The 18,118-nt window shown below is 75.6% G+C and carries 1 protein-coding gene and 1 pseudogene; both read right to left on the bottom strand.

Going from position 1 to position 18,118, the window contains the following annotated elements:
- Nucleotides 1–13: 13 nt before the first annotated feature.
- Nucleotides 14–9,553, bottom strand: a pseudogene (locus tag CLV40_RS39430) (type I polyketide synthase); the annotation flags it as partial.
- A 47-nt stretch (nucleotides 9,554–9,600) separates the two neighbouring features.
- On the bottom strand, nucleotides 9,601–18,114 hold the full coding sequence (locus CLV40_RS12070; RefSeq protein WP_104478952.1) for a type I polyketide synthase: 8,514 nt from the start codon (nucleotides 18,112–18,114) through the stop codon (nucleotides 9,601–9,603).
- Between the last annotated feature and the right edge of the window lie 4 nt (nucleotides 18,115–18,118).

Below are 18,118 nucleotides of genomic sequence, written 5' to 3'. Positions count from 1 at the left end.
TCCTTGTTGGGGGTCAGCGCCCGAACTCGCCGTCGAGCAGGTCGAAGAGGTCGTCGTCACTGGCCTCGGACAGGTCGGCCGGGCCCTCCTCGACGGCCTGACCGGTGACGGCCGCCACCAACCCCCGCAACCGCCGCTCGACGGCGAGGCGGTCGGTGGCGGACAGGTCGGCCAAGGCGGCGCCCACGCGGTCGAGGTCGCCCAGCAGGCCGGAGACGGCGATGCCGTCGAGTAGCCGGAAGAGGTGGTCGGCCAGGGCGGTCGGGGTCGGGTGGTCGAAGACGAGGGTGGCGGGCAGCGCGACGCCGGTGGCGGAGGTGAGGGCGTCACGCAGTTCGACCGCGGTGAGCGAGTCGAAACCGAGGTCCTTCAACGCGCGGGTGGCGGGCACGTCGACGGGACCGCCGAAGCCGAGCACTCGGGCGGCCTCGACCCGCACCAGGTCGAGGACGGCAGCACGGCTGGCGGGTCCGAATCGGACAGTGGGCTCGACCGGGTGGGCTTCGGGGACGGCAAGACCGAGCAGCGAGGCGACCTCGGCGCACACAAGGTCGAGAATGGCGGTACGGGCGGCGGGTGCGAGGCGGGCTACCGGGTCGGCACTCGCGTCACGACCGGCCGGGTGGTCATTGGCGGCTCGCATTGCCTCAACGCGCACCAAGGCGAGAATCGCAGCACGGCTGGAGGACTCGAGGTCGCTGGCGGGTTCGGTCGCGTCAGGGCAGGCGAGGCCGAGGGCTTGGGCGGTCTCGGCGCGAACGAGTTCGAGAATCGCCGCGCGGCCATCAGCCTCAAGCTGGACGACCGGGTCGGCCGGGTCACCGTCGACGACTCGCGCGGCCTCGGTGCGTACCAGGTCAAGGAGCGCGGCGCGGCTGGGGGGGTCGAGTCGGACGGCGGAGTCCGGGCGGGTCTCGGGTAGGGCGTCGAACAGGGTGCTGGGGCGCAGGGCGGTGAAGGGCGGTGCGAACCGGGTCCAGTCGACTTCGGCGAAGGTGGTGGTGGGGGTGCCGGAGCCGACCAGGCGGGCCATGCCTGCGAGGGCCAGGGCGGGGTCCATGAGCGGTAGGCCGCGGCGGGCCAGTTGATCGGCGCGGCCCTCGGCGACGGCGAGGCCCGCCCCGTCCCAAGGGCCCCAGGCGATGGCGGTGGCGGGGAGGCCGAGCGCGGCGCGGCGGGCGGCGAGGCCGTCCAGGTGGGCGTTGGCGGCGGCGTACCCGGCTTGGCCGCCGCTGCCCCAGGTCGCGGCGATGGACGAGAACAGCACGAACGCGTCGAGGTCGCCGGTCAGTTCGTGCAGGTTCTCGGCGCCGCGGACCTTGGCGGTCAGCACGCGGTGGAGTTCGGTGTCGTCCATGGATTCCAGGGGACAGGACTGACCGACGCCCGCGGTGTGGACGACAGCCGTCAGCGGGTGGTCGACGGGGACGGTGGCCAGTGCGGCGGCGAGAGCGTCCCGGTCGGCGACGTCGCAGGCGGCGAAGGTGGCGGTGGCGCCCAGGGCGGCGAGTTCGACGCGCAGCTCGGGAGCCGCGGACTCGCCGGAGCGGCTGAGCAGCAACAGGTGCGCGGCGCCGTTGGCGGCGGCCCAGCGGGCCACGGCGGCGCCGAGACCGCCGGTACCGCCGGTCACCAGCACGGTCCCGGTCGGCTTCCAGTCCACAGTGGAAATATTGGCGCGCACGAGTCGTCGGCCGAGGACCTCGTTGCCGCGCAATGCGATCTGGTCCTCGCCGTAGACGCCGGACACGATGTCCCGGACGGCGGCCAGGACGTCGTCGGTCACCGGGCCGGTCACATCGACCAAGCCGCCCCACGAGCGCGGGTACTCCAGCGCCGCGACCCGTCCGAGGCCCCACAGCGCGGCGGCCGCCGGGTCGACCTCGACGCCGTCCGCGTCGACGGCGTCCCGGGTCAGGCACCACACCGGGCCGGACGCGGCCGACCGCGCCAACGCGGCGAGTTCCGCCACCGAACCGGGAAGCACCAGTACGCCGCCCGACGCCCCAGAACCGTCCCATTCGGACACCAGTTCCGCGTCGGGCAGCACCGAGACCAACCGCGAGGCCAGTTCGTCGGACTCCCCCGCGACCACAAGCCACCGCGCGGGCGGGTCCTGCGCCGGGTGACGGGTGAGCGGTTCCCAGGTGATCTCGTACGCGTGGTCGCCGACCTGGTCGGATACGGGCTGAGCGAACGGCGTGAGCCAGAAGCGTTCCCGCTGGAACGGGTACGTCGGCAGCGGGACCGGGTGCGCGTCGCCGACCACCGCGGTCCAGTCGATCGGGGTGCCGTCGGTGTAGAGGGCGCCGAGCCCGGCGAGCAGGCCCGCGTCCTCCGGTCGCCCGGCGCGTTGCAGGGTGCTCACCCGGGCGGTCTCGCCGCGGTCCTCGGCGGTGCGGTGGACGGCGGAGGCCAGCACCGTGTCCGGCCCGACCTCCACGAACCGCCGGACGCCGCGGGTCAGCAGGTGGCCGATGCCGTCGGCGAAGCGGACCGGTTGCCGCACGTGCGAGACCCAGTACTGCAGCGACCGGATGTGCTCGTCGTCGACCAGCGCCCCGGTCAGGTTCGACACCAGCGGGACGCGCGGGGCGTGGTAGGTGACGCCCGCCGCGACGCGGGCGAAGTCGGCGACCATGGCGTCCATGCGCGGCGAGTGGAAGGCGTGGCTGACCGGCAGCCGCCGGGTTCGCCGACCACCGGAGGCGAGGGCCGCGGCGATGTCGAGGACGGCGTCCTCGTCCCCGGACAGCACGATCGACTCCGGCGCGTTCACCGCCGCGATGCCGACCTGGCCCGTACGACCGCGCAGCAGCGGGAGTACCTCGTCCTCGGCCGCCTCCACGGCGACCATCGCCCCGCCCGCGGGCAGCGCCTGCATGAGCCCGCCGCGCGCGGCGATCAACGCGCACGCGTCCGGCAGCGACCACACGCCCGCCAGGTAGGCGGCGGTCAGCTCGCCGACGGAGTGGCCGATGAGGTAGTCGGCGCGCGCGCCGAAGGACTCGGCGAGCCGCCACAGGGCGACGCCGTGCGCGAAGAGCGCGGCCTGGGTGTGGGCGGTCCGGTCGAGGCGGTCGCCGCCGAAGACGACTTCGCGGAGCGGGTGGTCGAGCAGCAGGTCGAACTGGGCGCACACCTCGTCGAAGGCGTCGGCGAACACGGGGTGGCGGCGGTGCAGGTCACGGCCCATGCCGGGGCGCTGGGCACCTTGACCGACGAAGACGGCGGCGAGCGGCCCCGGGTCGGCCGGGGCGGTACCGGTGACCACCCCGGCGGCGCGGCGACCGTCGGCGACGGCGCGGAGCCCGTCGAGGAGGGAGTCGCGGTCGTCGCCGAGGACCACGGCGCGCACCGGTAGGCCGGTCCGGGCGGTGGCCAGCGCCCGGCCGACGCCCGCCACGGGCGCGGTCGCGGCGGGCGCGGCCAACCGGGCGGCCAACGCGGCGAGCGCCCGGGGATCCCGCGCCGAGAACACCCACGGTGTGTGCGGGGCCTCGGCCGCGCCACGGCCTCGACTCCGCCGGGGCAGGCGGGGTCGCGCGGCGTCGATCGGCTCGGCCTGGCCAGGACGAGGTGACTCGACGCCGCCCGCATCCCCCTCGCCGACGCGGCGAGATCGCTCTGGGCCGGCTTCTGCCCTCGCGGGTTCGCTCGGCTCCTGGGCCGGGCGGACCCGCTCAGTCCGGACATCGGCGCGATCTTGCGCGGGGGTGGAGGCCGGGACGGGAGTCGGGGCGGACGCGGAGGTGGGGATCGGTGCGGAAGCAGAGGCGGGGGTGGCGGCGGAAGCAGGAGCAGAGGCGGGCGTGGAGCTGGAGGCAGGTAGGTGTGTGGGGGTGGCGCCCTGTTCGAGGATGACGTGGGCGTTCGTTCCGCTGATGCCGAAGGCGGACACGGCCGCGCGGCGGGGGCGACCGGTGTCCGGCCAGTCGCGGGGTTCGGTGAGCAGGGCGACGTGGCCCTGGGACCAGTCGACGTGGGTGGTGGGGGTGGGGGTGTGGAGGGTTTTCGGGAGGAGGCCGTGGCGTAGGGACTGGATTGTCTTGATCACGCCTGCGACGCCCGCGGCGGCTTGGGTGTGGCCCAGGTTGGATTTGACCGAGCCGAGCCAGAGGGGGTGGTCGCGGTTCTGGCCGTAGGTGGCGAGCAGGGCCTGGGCCTCGATGGGGTCGCCCAGGCGGGTGCCCGTGCCGTGCGCCTCCACAGAATCCACTTCGGACGGTGTGAGGCCTGCGTCGGCGAGGGCCCGGGTGATGACCCGTTCCTGCGACGGCCCGTTGGGGGCGGTGAGGCCGTTGGAGGCGCCGTCGGAGTTGACGGCGGAGCCGCGGAGGATGGCCAAGACCTCGTGGCCGCGTCGACGGGCGTCGGAAAGGCGTTCCACGACAACGAAACCGACGCCCTCCGACCAGCCGGTGCCGTCGGCGTCGGCGGAGAACGCCTTGCACCGGCCGTCCGGTGCCAGGCCGCCCTGGCGGCCGAACTCGACGAACGCGCCCGGGGTCGCCATCACGGTGACGCCGCCCGCCAGGGCCAGCGAGCACTCGCCGCGCCGCAGGGCTTGGGCGGCCCAGTGCAGGGCGACCAGGGAGGACGAGCACGCGGTGTCCACCGACACCGCCGGACCCTCCAGTCCCAGGACGTAGGCGACACGACCCGAGACAACGCTGGGTGCCGAGCCGGTGAGGCCGTAGCCGCGCGCCGCTTCCTCCGCCGACGCCTCGACGGCGGCCTGGTAGCCGGAGTACGTGACACCGACGAACACCCCGGTGTCGCTGTGCCGCAGGGAAACCGGGTCGATGCCCGCGTTCTCCAGCGCCTCCCAGGTGTTCTCCAGCACGAGCCGCTGCTGCGGGTCCATGGCCAGGGCCTCGCGCGGGGAGATCCCGAAGAACGCCGCGTCGAAGCGGTCGGCGTCGGCGACGAACCCACCCTCGGCCGCCAGCCGCCAGCCCCGGTCGGTGGGCGCCGGGCCGATGCCGTCGACCCCATCGGCGACGAGCGTCCACAGTTCGTCCGGTGTGGACACCCCGCCGGGCAGCCTGCACGCCATGCCGACGATCACGACCGGGTCGTCGTCGACAAGGACCGGTCCGACCTCGGTCGCCGGGAGCACCGCGTCGCCGACCAGGCGCGTACGCAAGTCCACGGCGAGGGCGCGCGGCGTCGGGAAGTCGAACACGACCGACGCGGGCAGGGATACACCCGCGGCGGCGACCAGCCGGTTGCGCAACTCGACCGCGGTCAGCGAGTCGAACCCGAGGTCGCGGAACGGGCGGTCGACGTCGAGGCGCCCGCGGTCGCGGTGCCCGAGGACCAGCGCGCCGTGCTCGGCGACGAGGTCGAGCAGCACCCGGTCGCGCTCCACCTCCGGCAGCGGCCGCAGCACAGCGGCGAGCCCAGCCACGGGGGTGTCGCTCGGGGTCGGTTCGACGTCGCGGGCGGCGGGGATCTCGGCGAACGCCCGGGCCATCCCGGCTGCGGCGAACGCGGGTGCGAGGCGCGACCAGTCGACGTCGGCGACGACCGCGCACGGCTCGCCCCCGGCGGTGATCCGGTCCAGCGCGGCGAAGGCGACCCCGGGGGCGATGCGGGCCAGGCCGCGCCGGTGCAGTTCCTGGACCAGTTCGGCCCCGGCGACCATGCCGCCGCCCTCCCACGGCCCCCACGCGACGGAGGTGGCGGGCAGGCCGAGCCCGGCGCGGTAGCAGGCGAGGCCGTCGAGGAAGGCGTTGCCCGCGGCGTAGGCGGCTTGCGCGCCGGAGCCCCAGACCCCGGCGATGGAGGAGAAGCAGACGAACAGGTCGACCTCACCCGCGAGGTCGTGCAGGTTCCAGCCGCCGATGACCTTGGCGCGGACGACGTCGACGAACTCCTCCCACGCCAGGTCGACCACGAGCCCGTTGGCCACGACCCCGGCCGCGTGCAGGACCCCGCGCAGCGGCGGGCCGGAGGCGCGCAGCGTGGCGACGACCTCCGCCAGCCTGCCGCGGTCGGCGACGTCGCAGACGTGCGTCTCGAGGGTGGCGCCGCGTTCGGCCAGGCGGGCGCGGAGCGGGTCGAGTTCGGCGGTGTCGGCGCCGCGGCCGAGCAGCGCCACGCGGGCCACGCCGTGCCCGGCGAGCCAGTCCGCCGCGCGGCGACCGAGCGCGCCGGTGCCGCCGGTGACCAGGACGGTCGCGCCGGTCAGGTCGGGGCCGGTGCGGGTCTCGCCGGTGTCCCGGTGGGGCACGAGCCTGCGGCCGAACGAGCCGGACGCGCGGACGGCGATCTCCCGTTCCCCGACGGCGCCCCCGGTGATCACGGCCGCTGCCCGCGCCCACGCCCCGTCCGACGGGTCGGTGGGCAGGTCGACGAGACCGCCCCAGGCGGCGCCGCGTTCGAGCCCGATGACCCGACCCAGGCCCCACAGCCCGGCGGCCACCGGGGAGTCGACGGTGTCGCCCGCGCCGACCGCGACACCGGCGCGGGTCAGGCACCACAGCGGCGCGTCGACACCGAGGTCAGCCAGCCCCTGCGTGACCACGACCAGCTCCCACAGCGCGCCGACGGCCGCGTCGCCGTCGTCGTCCCAGCCGGGCAGGCACGCGACGCCGGTCAGCTCGCCGAGCCGGTCGCCCAGCGCGGCGGACACCCGGCCCGCCAGGTCGGCCCGGTCGACGCCCGCGCCGATCCCGATCTCCACGACCTCGGCGCCACCCGCCCGCAGCGCGTCGGCCACCGGGCTGTCCTCCCGCAGCACGGCCCACAGGCCACGCGGGGTCGCGGGTTCGGGGCGCAGCGACACCCAGCGGACGTCGTAGCGGCAGGACCGCACGACCGACGCCTCGTGCACACCGCGCCGCCACGAACCGAGGACGGACACCAGGCCCGGCAAGCCGTCGACGGGCTGGTCGACGTCGGTGCCGAGCAGCTCCGCGACACCCGGGACGTCCTCGCAGGCGACGAGTTCCCACAGCCGGTCGTCGCGTCCGCCGGTCGCGGGCTTGGCGGGGGTGGGCCAGAACCGCTCGCGCTGGAACGGGTACGTGGGCAGCGGCACGCGCCGGGGGTCGAGTCCGTCGAACGCGGCGGTCAGGTCGATCGGCACGCCGGTCGTCCAGAGCGCGCCCGCGCCGGTAAGCACCGCGCGGTCCTCGGTCAGCGCGTCCCGGGCCAGCGGCACGACCGGGACCTCGGTCAGCGCGCCCGCCGCGGGCGCGAGCACGGGTCGGGGACCGATTTCCACGAACGCGTCCACGCCGCGCTCGACCGCGGCCCGCACGCCGTCGGCGAACCGGACGGTGTCGCGGGCGTGCCGGACCCAGTAGTCCGGGTCGGTCAGTTCGGCGCCCACGACCGCGCCGGTGAGGTTGGAGACCACCGGCAGCGTCGGCGCGTGCGCGTCGAGTCCGCGCACGACCCGGGCGAACTCGGCCAGCGCGGGCTCCACCAGCGGCGAGTGGAACGCGTGGCTGACCGCCAGCCGCCTGGTCCGACGCCCGTCGAACCGCGCCGCCAGCGCTTCCACCTCACTGTCCACACCGGACACAACGACCGCGCGCGGCCCGTTCACCGCCGCCAGCGACACCCCGGGGGTGAGCAGCGGCCGCACCTCGTCCTCGGTGGCCTCGACCGCGACCATCGCCCCGCCCGCGGGCAACGCGGCCATCAGCCGGGCGCGCGCGGCTACCACGGCGCAGGCGTCGGGCAGCGACCAGACACCCGCGACGTGCGCGGCGGCGATCTCGCCGACCGAGTGGCCGATCAGCACCTCGGGGCGCAGGCCCCAGGACTCGAGGAGCCGGTAGAGGGCGACCTCGTAGGCGAACAGCGCGGGCTGCGCGCGACCGGTGTCGTCGAGGGCGTCGCCGGTCTCCATGGCGTGCCGCACGGACGGGTCGAAGTGCGCGCGGATCTCATCGAAGTGCCGTGCGAACACCGGGAACCGCTCGGCCAGGCGGGTTCCCATGCCGGGCCGTTGCGCGCCTTGGCCGGAGAACAGCACGCCGACGCGCCCCTCCCCCGCCGCGCGCCCACGCACCGCGGGCGCGGCCAGGCCGTCGCGCAGTTCGTCGAGGTCCGCGCCGACGACCACGGCCCGGTCGGGCAACGCGGCGCGGGTGGTAGCCAGCGACCAGCCGATGTCCGCGACCCCGCCGGACACGCCCGCGAGCGCTTCGGCCTGCGCTGTCAACGCTTCCGGGCCACGCGCCGACAGCACCCACGGGACCACGGCGCCGGGGTCGGTGTCGGCGACCGACTCGGGCTCGGCGGGTTGTTCGAGGATGACGTGCGCGTTGGTACCGCTGATGCCGAACGACGACACCCCGGCCCTGCGCGGCCGGTCGGCGGGCCACGGCCGCGCGGTGGCGGCGAGGTCGATCGACCCGGCGGACCAGTCGACCCGGGAGGTGGGCTCGGTGACGTGCAGGGTGGCGGGCACCGAACCGTGCCGCATGGCCAGCACGACCTTGATCACCCCGGCCACCCCGGCGGCGGCCTGGGTGTGGCCGATGTTGGACTTCACCGAACCGAGCAGCAGGGGCCGGGTGCGGTGGCGGCCGTAGGTGGCGAGCAGGGCCTGGGCCTCGATGGGGTCGCCCAGCACGGTCCCGGTGCCGTGCGCCTCCACGACGTCGACCTCGTCGGCGGAGAGCCCGGCGTCGGCCAGGGCCCGGGTGATGACGCGCTGCTGCGACGGCCCGTTCGGCGCGGTCAGCCCGTTCGACGCGCCATCGGAGTTCACCGCCGAGCCCCGCACGACCGCCAGCACGTCGTGCCCGTGCCTGCGCGCGTCCGACAGCCGTTCCACGACGAGCACGCCGATGCCCTCGCCCCAGGCGGTGCCGTCGGCGTCGTCGGAGAACGCCTTGCACCGGCCGTCGGCGGCCAACCCGCCCTGCCGGGCGAACTCGGCGAACACGGCCGGGGTGGACATCACGGTCACCCCGCCGACCAGGGCCAACGAGCAGTCACCCGCGCGCAGGGACCGCACGGCCCAGTGCAGCGCGACCAGCGACGACGAGCACGCGGTGTCCACCGACACGGCCGGGCCCTCCAAGCCGAGCGCGTAGGCGACGCGGCCGGACAGCACGGAGGCGATGTTGCCGGTGGCGGCGTGGCCGCTGACCTCGGCGCCCTCGACGGCCGTCGACAGCAGGTCCGGGTAGTCCTGCCCGTTGGTGCCCGCGAACACGCCGGTGGCGGTGCCGCGCAGCGACTCCGGGTCGATCCCGGCGCGTTCCAGCGCCTCCCAGGAGCACTCCAGCAGCAGCCGCTGCTGCGGGTCCATGGCCAGCGCCTCGCGCGGGGAGATGCCGAAGAAGTCGGCGTCGAAGTGGCCGACGCCGTCGAGGAAGCCCCCGACGGGGACGTGGTCGGCGGGTTCCCAGCCGCGGTCGGCGGGGAAGCCGGTCATGGCGTCGACGCCGTCGGCGAGCAGCGCCCAGAACTCCTCGGGGGTCCGGGCCCCGCCGGGGAACCGGCAGGCCAGGCCGACGATGGCGATCGGCTCGTGGTTCGCGGCCAGTTCGCCGCGGGCGCGGTGCAGGTCGGCGGTGACCTTCTTCAGGTAGCCGAGCAGCTTGTCGTCACTGGCGTTCTGGTCACCGGTCACGACAGCCCCAGTTCTCGGTCGATGAAGTCGAACACCTCGTCGCGACCGGCGTCGGCCAGCGCGGCGGGGGCGTCGGTGGACGTGGCCAGCAGGCGCCGCAGCCTGGCGAGCAGCCCGGCGCGGTCGGCCTCCGGTAGCGCGGCGAGGCCGGCGGTGAGGTCGTCCACGGCCCGCCCCAGGAGTTCGGCCGGGTCCGGGGGCGCGCCGACGAGGTCGCCGCGCAGCGCCTCGGCGAGCGCGGTCGGGGTCGGGTGGTCGAACACCAGCGTCGTGGGCAGGGCCAGGCCGGTGGCGGTTGCGAGGCTGTTGCGGAACTCGACGGCGGTGAGCGAGTCGAACCCGAGGTCGGCGAACGGGGTGCGGTCGCCGACGCGGGTGCTCTCGCGGTGGCCGAGGACGGCGGCGGCGTGGTCGCGGACCAGCGCGCGCAGCACCCGTCCCTGTTCGGTCTCGGACAGCGCCACCAGCCCGGCCAGCGGTTGCTCCACTGTGGACGGTTGGGGTTCGGTCCGGTCGAGGTGGGCGATCGCGATGTGCGCGTCGCCCGCGTCGACGGCGGTGCGCAGGGCTTCCAGCGCGGCGGCGGGGTCGAGCGGGGTGAGTCCGCCGCGCCGCATCCGGTCGGCGACGGCGGGGTCGGCGGCCATGCCGTCCCCGCCCCAGGGTCCCCACGCGATGGCGGTGACGGGGCGCCCCTCCGCGCGGCGGGTGTGGGCGTAGGCGTCGAGGAAGGCGTTGGCGGCGGCGTAGTTGGCCTGGCCGGGCGAGCCGACGGTGGCGGCGAGGGAGGAGAACAGCACGAACGCGGTCAGGTCGAGGTGCGCGGTGGCGGCGTCGAGGGCGAGCGCGCCCTGCTTCTTGACGGCGAGCACGGCGCGCAGGCGCTCGGGGGTGAGGGAGCCGATCGTGGCGTCGTCGAGGACACCCGCGGCGTGGATGATGGCGGTGACGTCGTCGGTGACGATGCCCGCGACCGCGTCGGCGTCGGTGACGTCGCAGGCGACCGGGACGATGACGGGCCCGAGGTCGGCGAGGGTGTCGGCGGCGCGGCCGGTGCGGCTGAGCAGCAGCACGCGGTCGGCGCCCTGCTCGGCGGCCCAGCGGGCGACGTGCGTGCCGAGGGCGCCGGAGCCGCCGGTGACCAGGACGGTGCCGGACGGTTTCCAGCCGGGCCCCGGCGTCGGCGCGGGGTCGGGGGTGAACCGGCGGGCGAGGACCTCGGTGCCGCGCACGGCCAATCGGGTGTCGTCGTAGGCGCCGCCGAGGACGGCCCGGAGGGTGGCGGGGTCGGGTTGGGCGGGCAGGTCGAGGAGACCGCCCCAGCGGTCGGGGTGTTCGAGGGCGGCGACGAGTCCGAGCCCCCAGATCTCGTGCCGGGCGGGGTCGGCGATGGCGCCGACGGGGACGGCCTCGGTGGTGGCCAGCCAGAGCGGGGCGGTGATCCCGGCGTCGCCGAGCGCCTGCACGACGGCCAGTGCCTCGTCGGTGGTAGCAGGCAAGGCGAGGACACCCGTGTGGCCATCGGCGCGCAGGCGGGCCGCGAGTTCGGCGCGGTCGGCGCTCGGTTCCACCGTGGTCGCGTCCAGTGCCCGGGCGGCCGGGTGCGCGGCGGGGGCGATGACGAGCCAGGAGCCGTGGCCGGTGGTGGGTCGGGGGGTGACCGGGACCCAGTCGACGCGGTGGCGCAGGTGGTCGTCGGCGGACGGGACGAGGTCGGGCCAGAACCGCTCGTGGTGGAAGGCGTAGGTCGGCAGGTCGACGGGTCGGGCGTCCGGGAACACCGTGGCCCAGTCCGGGCGGAAACCGCCGACGTGCAGGGCGGCGGCGGCGCGGACCAGCGTCTCGGCCTCGTGCTCGCGGCCCAGGCCGGGGATCGCGGCGCGGTGTCCGCCGGTGATCTCACCGGCGAGGGCGGCGAGGGTGTTGCCGGGGCCGACCTCGAGCAGGCCGGTGACGCCGTCGTCGAGCAGGCGGCGGACCCCGTCGGCGAAGTGGACGGTGGCGCGGACCTGGCGGACCCAGTAGTCGGGGGTCGCGATCTCGGCTCCGGCGCGGTCCCCGGTGGCGGTCGAGACCATCGGCAGGGACGGTGGCGCGTAGTTGACTTTCGCGGCCACCTCGGCGAATTCGGCGCACATCGGTTCCATCAGGGACGAGTGAAACGCATGCGACACCCGCAAACGCCTAGTCTTGTGGCCCGTCCCGGCGAACACCGCCGCGGCCTGGTCGATCGCCTCGAAGGTCCCACTGACCACGGTGGCCCGCGGCCCGTTGACGGCGGCGACGTCGACCGACTCCCCCAGCGCCCCCACGACGTCGTCGCGGCTCGCGGCGACGGCGAGCATCGCGCCCGCAGGCAGGGCCTGCATCAGCCGCCCGCGCGCCTCGACGAGGGCGCACGCGTCGGCGAGGTCGAACACCCCGGCCAGGTGCGCGGCGGCGAACTCGCCGATGGAGTGCCCGAGCACGATGTCCGGCCGCACCCCCCACGACTCCCACAGCCGCGCCAGCGCCACCTCCAGCGCGAAGAGCGCGGGCTGCGCGGCGCCGGTGCGGTCGAGGTCGTCGCCGATCGGCTCGCGGAAGTGCGCGAGGACCTCGTCGTGGACGGCGGCGAACACGGGATGCCGCCGGTACAGCTCGGTTCCCATGCCCGCGCGCTGCGAACCCTGACCGCTGAACAACATCGCCAACCGGCCACCGGGCGTCGCCGTGCCGCGCAGCACCCCGGGCGCGGGCCGTCCCTCGACGAGTGCGTCGAGCCCGGCGCGCAGGTCGGCGAGGTCGGTGCCGAGCACGGCCGCCCGCTCACCGAGCCCGGCGCGCGTGGTGGCGAGCGCGACGGCGAGGTCGCCGAGGTCGGTCGAGGAGGTGAGGTGGTCGCGGAGTCGCGCCGCCTGCCTGGTGAGTCCGGCCGAACCGCGCGCCGAGAGCAGCCAAGCGCGGGGCGCGTCGGTCGCCGGGGTCTCGGGTTCGGCGCTGTTCGGGGCTTGTTCGAGGATGACGTGGGCATTGGTGCCGCTGACGCCGAACGACGAGACGCCGGTTCGGCGGGGGTGGTCGGTGTCCGGCCACGGCTCGGTCGCGGTCGGGAGGCGGACCGTGCCCGGGGACCAGTCGACGTGCGGGGTCGGGGTGTCGGCGTGGAGGGTCGCGGGGATGAGGCCGTGGCGCATGGACAGCACGGCCTTGATCACCCCGGCCACGCCCGCCGCCGCCTGCGTGTGGCCGATGTTCGACTTGACCGACCCCAACCAGAGCGGCGCGCCGGACCGGTCGCGGCCGTAGGTGGCGAGGATGGCCTGGGCCTCGATGGGGTCGCCGAGCGCGGTGCCGGTGCCGTGCGCCTCGACCACGTCCACCTCGTCGGCCCGCACTCCCGCCGCCGCCAGCGCCCGCGTGATCACGCGTTGCTGGGCGGGGCCGTTGGGGGCGGTGAGGCCGTTGGACGCGCCGTCGGAGTTGATCGCGGAGCCTCGGACGACCGCCAGCACGCGGTGGCCGTTGCGTTGCGCGTCGGAGAGCCGTTCCAGGACGAGCACGCCGGAACCCTCGCCCCAGGCGGTCCCGTCGGCGCCCGCGCCGAAGGCCTTGCAGCGGCCGTCGGCGGCCAGTCCGCCTTGGCGGCCGAACTCGGTGAACGCGCCCGGCGTGGACATCACGGTGACGCCGCCGGCCAGCGCCAGCTCGCACTCCCCCGTCCGCAGGGCCTGGCCCGCCGCGTGCAGGGCGACCAGCGCGGACGAGCACGCGGTGTCGACAGTGACCGCCGGTCCCTCCAACCCCAGCACGTACGACACGCGCCCGGCCAGCACCGCCGCCGCGTTGCCGATGCCCGCGTGCCCCTCGACGTCGGCGGCGGCGTGGGCCAGCAGCGCGCCGTAGTCCTGGCCGTTGGTGCCGATGTAGACACCGGTGGCGGTGCCGCGCAGCGACAGCGGGTCGAGGCGGGCGTGCTCGACAGCCTCCCACGCGGTTTCCAGCAGCAGCCGCTGCTGCGGGTCCATCGCCAGCGCCTCGCGCGGGGAGATGCCGAAGAACTCGGCGTCGAACCCGGTGGCGCCGGGCAGGAATCCGCCGCGTGCGCTCGCGGTGACCGCGCGCGGCCAGCCACGGTCGCCGGGTGGTGGGGTGATCGCGTCGCGGCCGTCGACGAGCAGGTCCCACAGCTGCTCCGGGGAGCGGACCCCGCCGGGGAAGCGGCAGCCGATACCGACGATCGCGATGGGTTCGTCGACGGCCGCCCGGGGCGCCGACGCGGTCGGGGCGTCGAGGCCGCCGTGCAGGGCGCGGGCCAGGGCGAGCGGGGTGGGGTGGTCGAAGACGAGGGTGTTGGGCAGGGCGAGGCCGGTGGCGGCGGCCAGGCGGTTGCGCAGGTCGAGCGCGGTGAGGGAGTCGAAGCCGAGGTCGCCGAAGGCGCGGTCGGGGGCGATGTCGTCGGGTCCGGTGTGGCCGAGCGCGGCGGCGGTGTGGGTGCGGACGAGGTGCAGCAGCCGGTGTTCGCGGTCGGCCTCGGGAACCGCGCGCAGGTCGTCCGGTTCCGTCTTCCGGGCGGGGACGAGGTCGGTGAGCAGCGGCGAACCGGCTCCCGCGAAACGCGTCCAGTCGATCTCGGCGATGGCGAGTGCGGCGGCGCGACCGCTCATCGCCTGACCGAGGGCGGTGAGGGCCTGGTCGGTGCGCAGGGGCGGGAGCCCGGTGCGGCGGAGGCGGGCGCTGGTGGTGTCGTCGGCCGCCATCCCGGCCTGGGCCCAGGGTCCCCAGGCGACGGACAGGGCGGGTTGTCCTTGTGCGGCGCGGTGTTCGGCGAGGGCGTCGAGGTAGGCGTTGGCGGCGGCGTAGTTGGCCTGGCCCGCCGAGCCGAGGGTGCCCGCGAGGGAGGAGAACAGGACGAACGCGGACAGGTCACCGGTCAGCTCGTGGAGGTTGGTGGCGGCGACGAGTTTGGGCCGCAGGACGGTGGCGAGGCGTTCGGGGGTGAGGCTGTCGAGGGTGCCGTCGTCGAGGACCCCGGCGGTGTGGAAGACGGCGCGGACGGGGTGGCGGTCGAGGAGGTCGGCGAGTGCGTCGCGGTCGGCGGCGTCGCAGGCCGCGACGGTGACGGTGGCGCCCGCGGCTTCCAGATCGGCGACCAGGTCTTGAGCGCCGGGCGCGTCGGGGCCGCGTCGGCTGAGCAGGACGAGTTCACGCGCGCCGTCGGCGACGAGCCCGCGGGCGACGAGCGCGCCCAGTCCACCGGTGCCGCCGGTGATCAGGACGGGCCCGTCGGGGCGCCACCGGTCACGCGGGGTGTCCTGGTTGCGGCGGAGTCGGCGGGTGAACACGCCGGAGGGTCGGAGGGCGAACTCGCCGCCCCGCTGCCCGACGACCTCCGTCAGGGCACGCGGGTCCGGGTTCTCCGGCAGGTCGATCAGCCCGCCCCACAGCGCGGGGTGCTCGGCGGCGAGGGAGCGGCCGAGGCCGTGGACGGTGGCCTGGATCGGGTTCCGGGGGCCGTCGCCGGGGGTGACCGCGACCGCGCCGGAGGTGGCGAACCACAGCGGGACCGGGGTCGCGCGCAGCGCGGCGATGAGGTCGAGGGTGGCGGTGAGGCCCGCCGGGACGCCGTCGACGATCCGCTCGTCGAGGGCCAGCAGGGACAGCACGCCGTTGACGCCGGAGAGGTCCCGGTGCGCCACCTCGTGCACGGTGACGACGGTGGCCGCGAGGGCATTCGCGACCTTCGTGGACAGTTCGCCGGGCTCGTGGGCGACGACCAGCCAGGTGCCCGGTGTGGCGGACAGGCCGGTGGCGGGCACCCAGGTGGCGCGGTAGGTGAGGGTGTCGTCGGCGGTTGTGGCGGACTCCAGCCAGAAGCGGCGTTCCTGGAAGGCGTAGGTCGGCAGGGCGACCGGTCGGCCGCCGGTGAGGGCGGTCCAGTCGACGCGGCGGCCGTGGGCGTGCAGGCCTGCCAGGGCGGTGACCAGGGTGCGGGGCTCGGGGCGTCCGGCGCGCGCGACACCGCCGACGAAGAGGGGCTTGTCGTTGCCTCCCAAGGATTCCGCGGCCAAGGCGGTCAGTGCACTGTCGGGCCCGACTTCCAGGAACCTCGTGACACCAGCGTCGCGGAGGACTCGGACGCCGTCGTGGAAGCGGACCGCCTGGCGGGCGTGCCGGGCCCAGTAGGCCGGATCGGTCACCTCGCCCGGTTTCACGAGCGCGCCGGTCACGTTCGAGACGAGCGGCATGGTCGGTTCGGAGAGGGTGATGCCCGCCGCGACGCGGGTCAGCTCGTCCAGGACGCGGTCGACGCGCGGCGAGTGGAAGGCGTGGTTGACGCGGAGCCGCTTGGTTTCCCAGCCGCGCCCGGCCACGATCGCGGCCACGGCCTCGGCGGCGCCGGAGATCACGACCGCCGACGGACCGTTGACGGCCGCGATCGACACCTCCGGGGTCAGCAGCGGTGCCACCTCGTCCTCGCTCGCGCGCACCGCGACCATCGCGCCACCCTCGGCGCAGGCCGACATCAGCCGGGCCCGGGCCGTGACGAGCGTGACGGCGTCCGGTAGCGACAGCACCCCGGCGACGTGCGCGGCCGTCAGCTCGCCGAGCGAGTGCCCCAGCACCAGGTCCGGTGTCACACCGAGACTCGCCAGCAGCCGCACCAGCGCGGTCTCCACGGCGAACAGCGCGGGCTGCGTCCACGCCGTGTCGGCCAGCGCGTCCGCGTCCTCGAAGATCACCTCGCGCAGTGGCCGCCCGAGGTCGAACAGCCCGCACACCTCGTCGAACGCTGCCGCGAACACCGGGAACGCCGCGTGCAGCTCGCGTCCCATGCCGACGCGCTGGGCGCCTTGGCCGGAGAACAGGAACGCGGTCTTGCCCTTGCCCGCGGTCCGCCCACGCACCACCGACCCGGATTCCTCCCCGGCGGCCAGCGCGGTGAGCGCGCTCGTCAGCGCGGCCACGTCGTCCCCGACCACCACGGCCCGGTGCGCGAACGCCGTCCGGGTGGCGGCCAGCGAGTGCGCGACATCGGCGGGGTCGGACGAGCCGAGGTGGGCCAGGAGTTTCGCGGCCTGCGCCGCCAACGCCTGCTCGCTCTTGCCCGACAGCACCAACGGCAGGGGTGCTCCCGGGCGCGGGGTGCGCTCCGCCGGGACCTCGGCGGGGGCCTGCTCGATGATGACGTGCGCGTTGGTGCCGCTGATCCCGAACGACGACACCGCCGCCCGCCGCGCGTCACCCGACCACGGCCGGGCCTCGGTGAGCAGCCGCACCGCGCCCACCGACCAGTCGACGTGCCGGGTCGGCTCGTCGATGTGCAGGCTGCGGGGCAGCAGTTCGTGGCGCAGCGCCAGGATGACCTTCATCAGCCCGGCCACGCCCGCCGCGGCCTGGGTGTGCCCGAGGTTGGACTTCACCGACCCCAACCACAGCGGCTCGGCGCGGTCGCGCCCGTAGGCGGCCAGCAAAGCCTGCGCCTCGATCGGGTCGCCCAGCACGGTCCCCGTGCCGTGCGCCTCGACCGCGTCCACATCGGACGGTTCCAGACCGGCGTCGGCCAGTGCCTTGGCGATCACGGCTCGCTGCGCGGGCCCGTTGGGCGCGGTGAGCCCGTTGGAGGCCCCGTCGGAGTTGACCGCCGAGCCCCGCAGCACGGCGAGCACGGGGTGCCCGAGCCGCTGCGCGTCGGAGAGCCGTTCCAGCAGGAGCAACCCGGCGCCCTCGGACCAGCCGGTGCCGTCGGCCGCCGCCGCGAACGGCTTGCAGCGGCCGTCGGCGGCGAGTCCGCGCTGGCGGCTGAACTCCAGGAACATGCCCGGTGTCGGCATGACCGTGACCCCGCCCGCCAAGGCCAGCGAGCACTCGGACCGGCGCAACGCGCGCATGGCCAGGTGCGCGCCGACCAGCGACGACGAACACGCCGTGTCGACGGTGACGGCGGGCCCGCGCAGGCCCAGCGCGTACGCGATCCGCCCGGACACCACCGAGGTCGACGTCCCGGTCAGCAAGTGCCCCTCGACGCCCTCCGGCAGCCGGGACACCGCGCCGTGGCCGGTCGCGGCGGCCCCGACGAAGACCCCCACCTCCTGCCCGGCGAGGCCGGTCGGGTCCAGGCGGGCCCGCTCGACCGCCTCCCACGCCAGGTGCAGCAGCAGCCGCTGCTGCGGGTCGGTGGCCAGGGCCTCGCGGGGGCTCATGCCGAAGAAGTCGGCGTCGAAGTGGCCCGCGTCGTGCAGGAACCCGCCCTCGCGCGCGGAGATCGAGCCCTCGCGGTCGGCGTCGGGGTCGTAGAGGTCGGGCCAGCCCCGGTCGGTGGGGAAACCGCCGATGGCGTCGCGTTCGTCGACCAGCAGCGCCCACAGGTCCTCCGGCGTGCGGACGCCGCCGGGGAAGCGGCAGGCCATGCCGATCACCGCGATCGGCTCGCGGTCGGCCGCCTCCAGCTCGCGCAGCCGCGCGCGGGCCTGCCGCAGGTCGGTGGTGGCGCGCTTGAGGTAGTCCAGGTACTTGCTCTCGTCCGGCACGGCC

The organism is Actinokineospora auranticolor (assembly GCF_002934265.1).
Classification (GTDB): Bacteria; Actinomycetota; Actinomycetes; order Mycobacteriales; family Pseudonocardiaceae; genus Actinokineospora; species Actinokineospora auranticolor.
The sequence above is the reverse complement of the archived record's forward strand: the minus strand, read 5'-3'. Positions and strand labels throughout refer to the sequence as shown.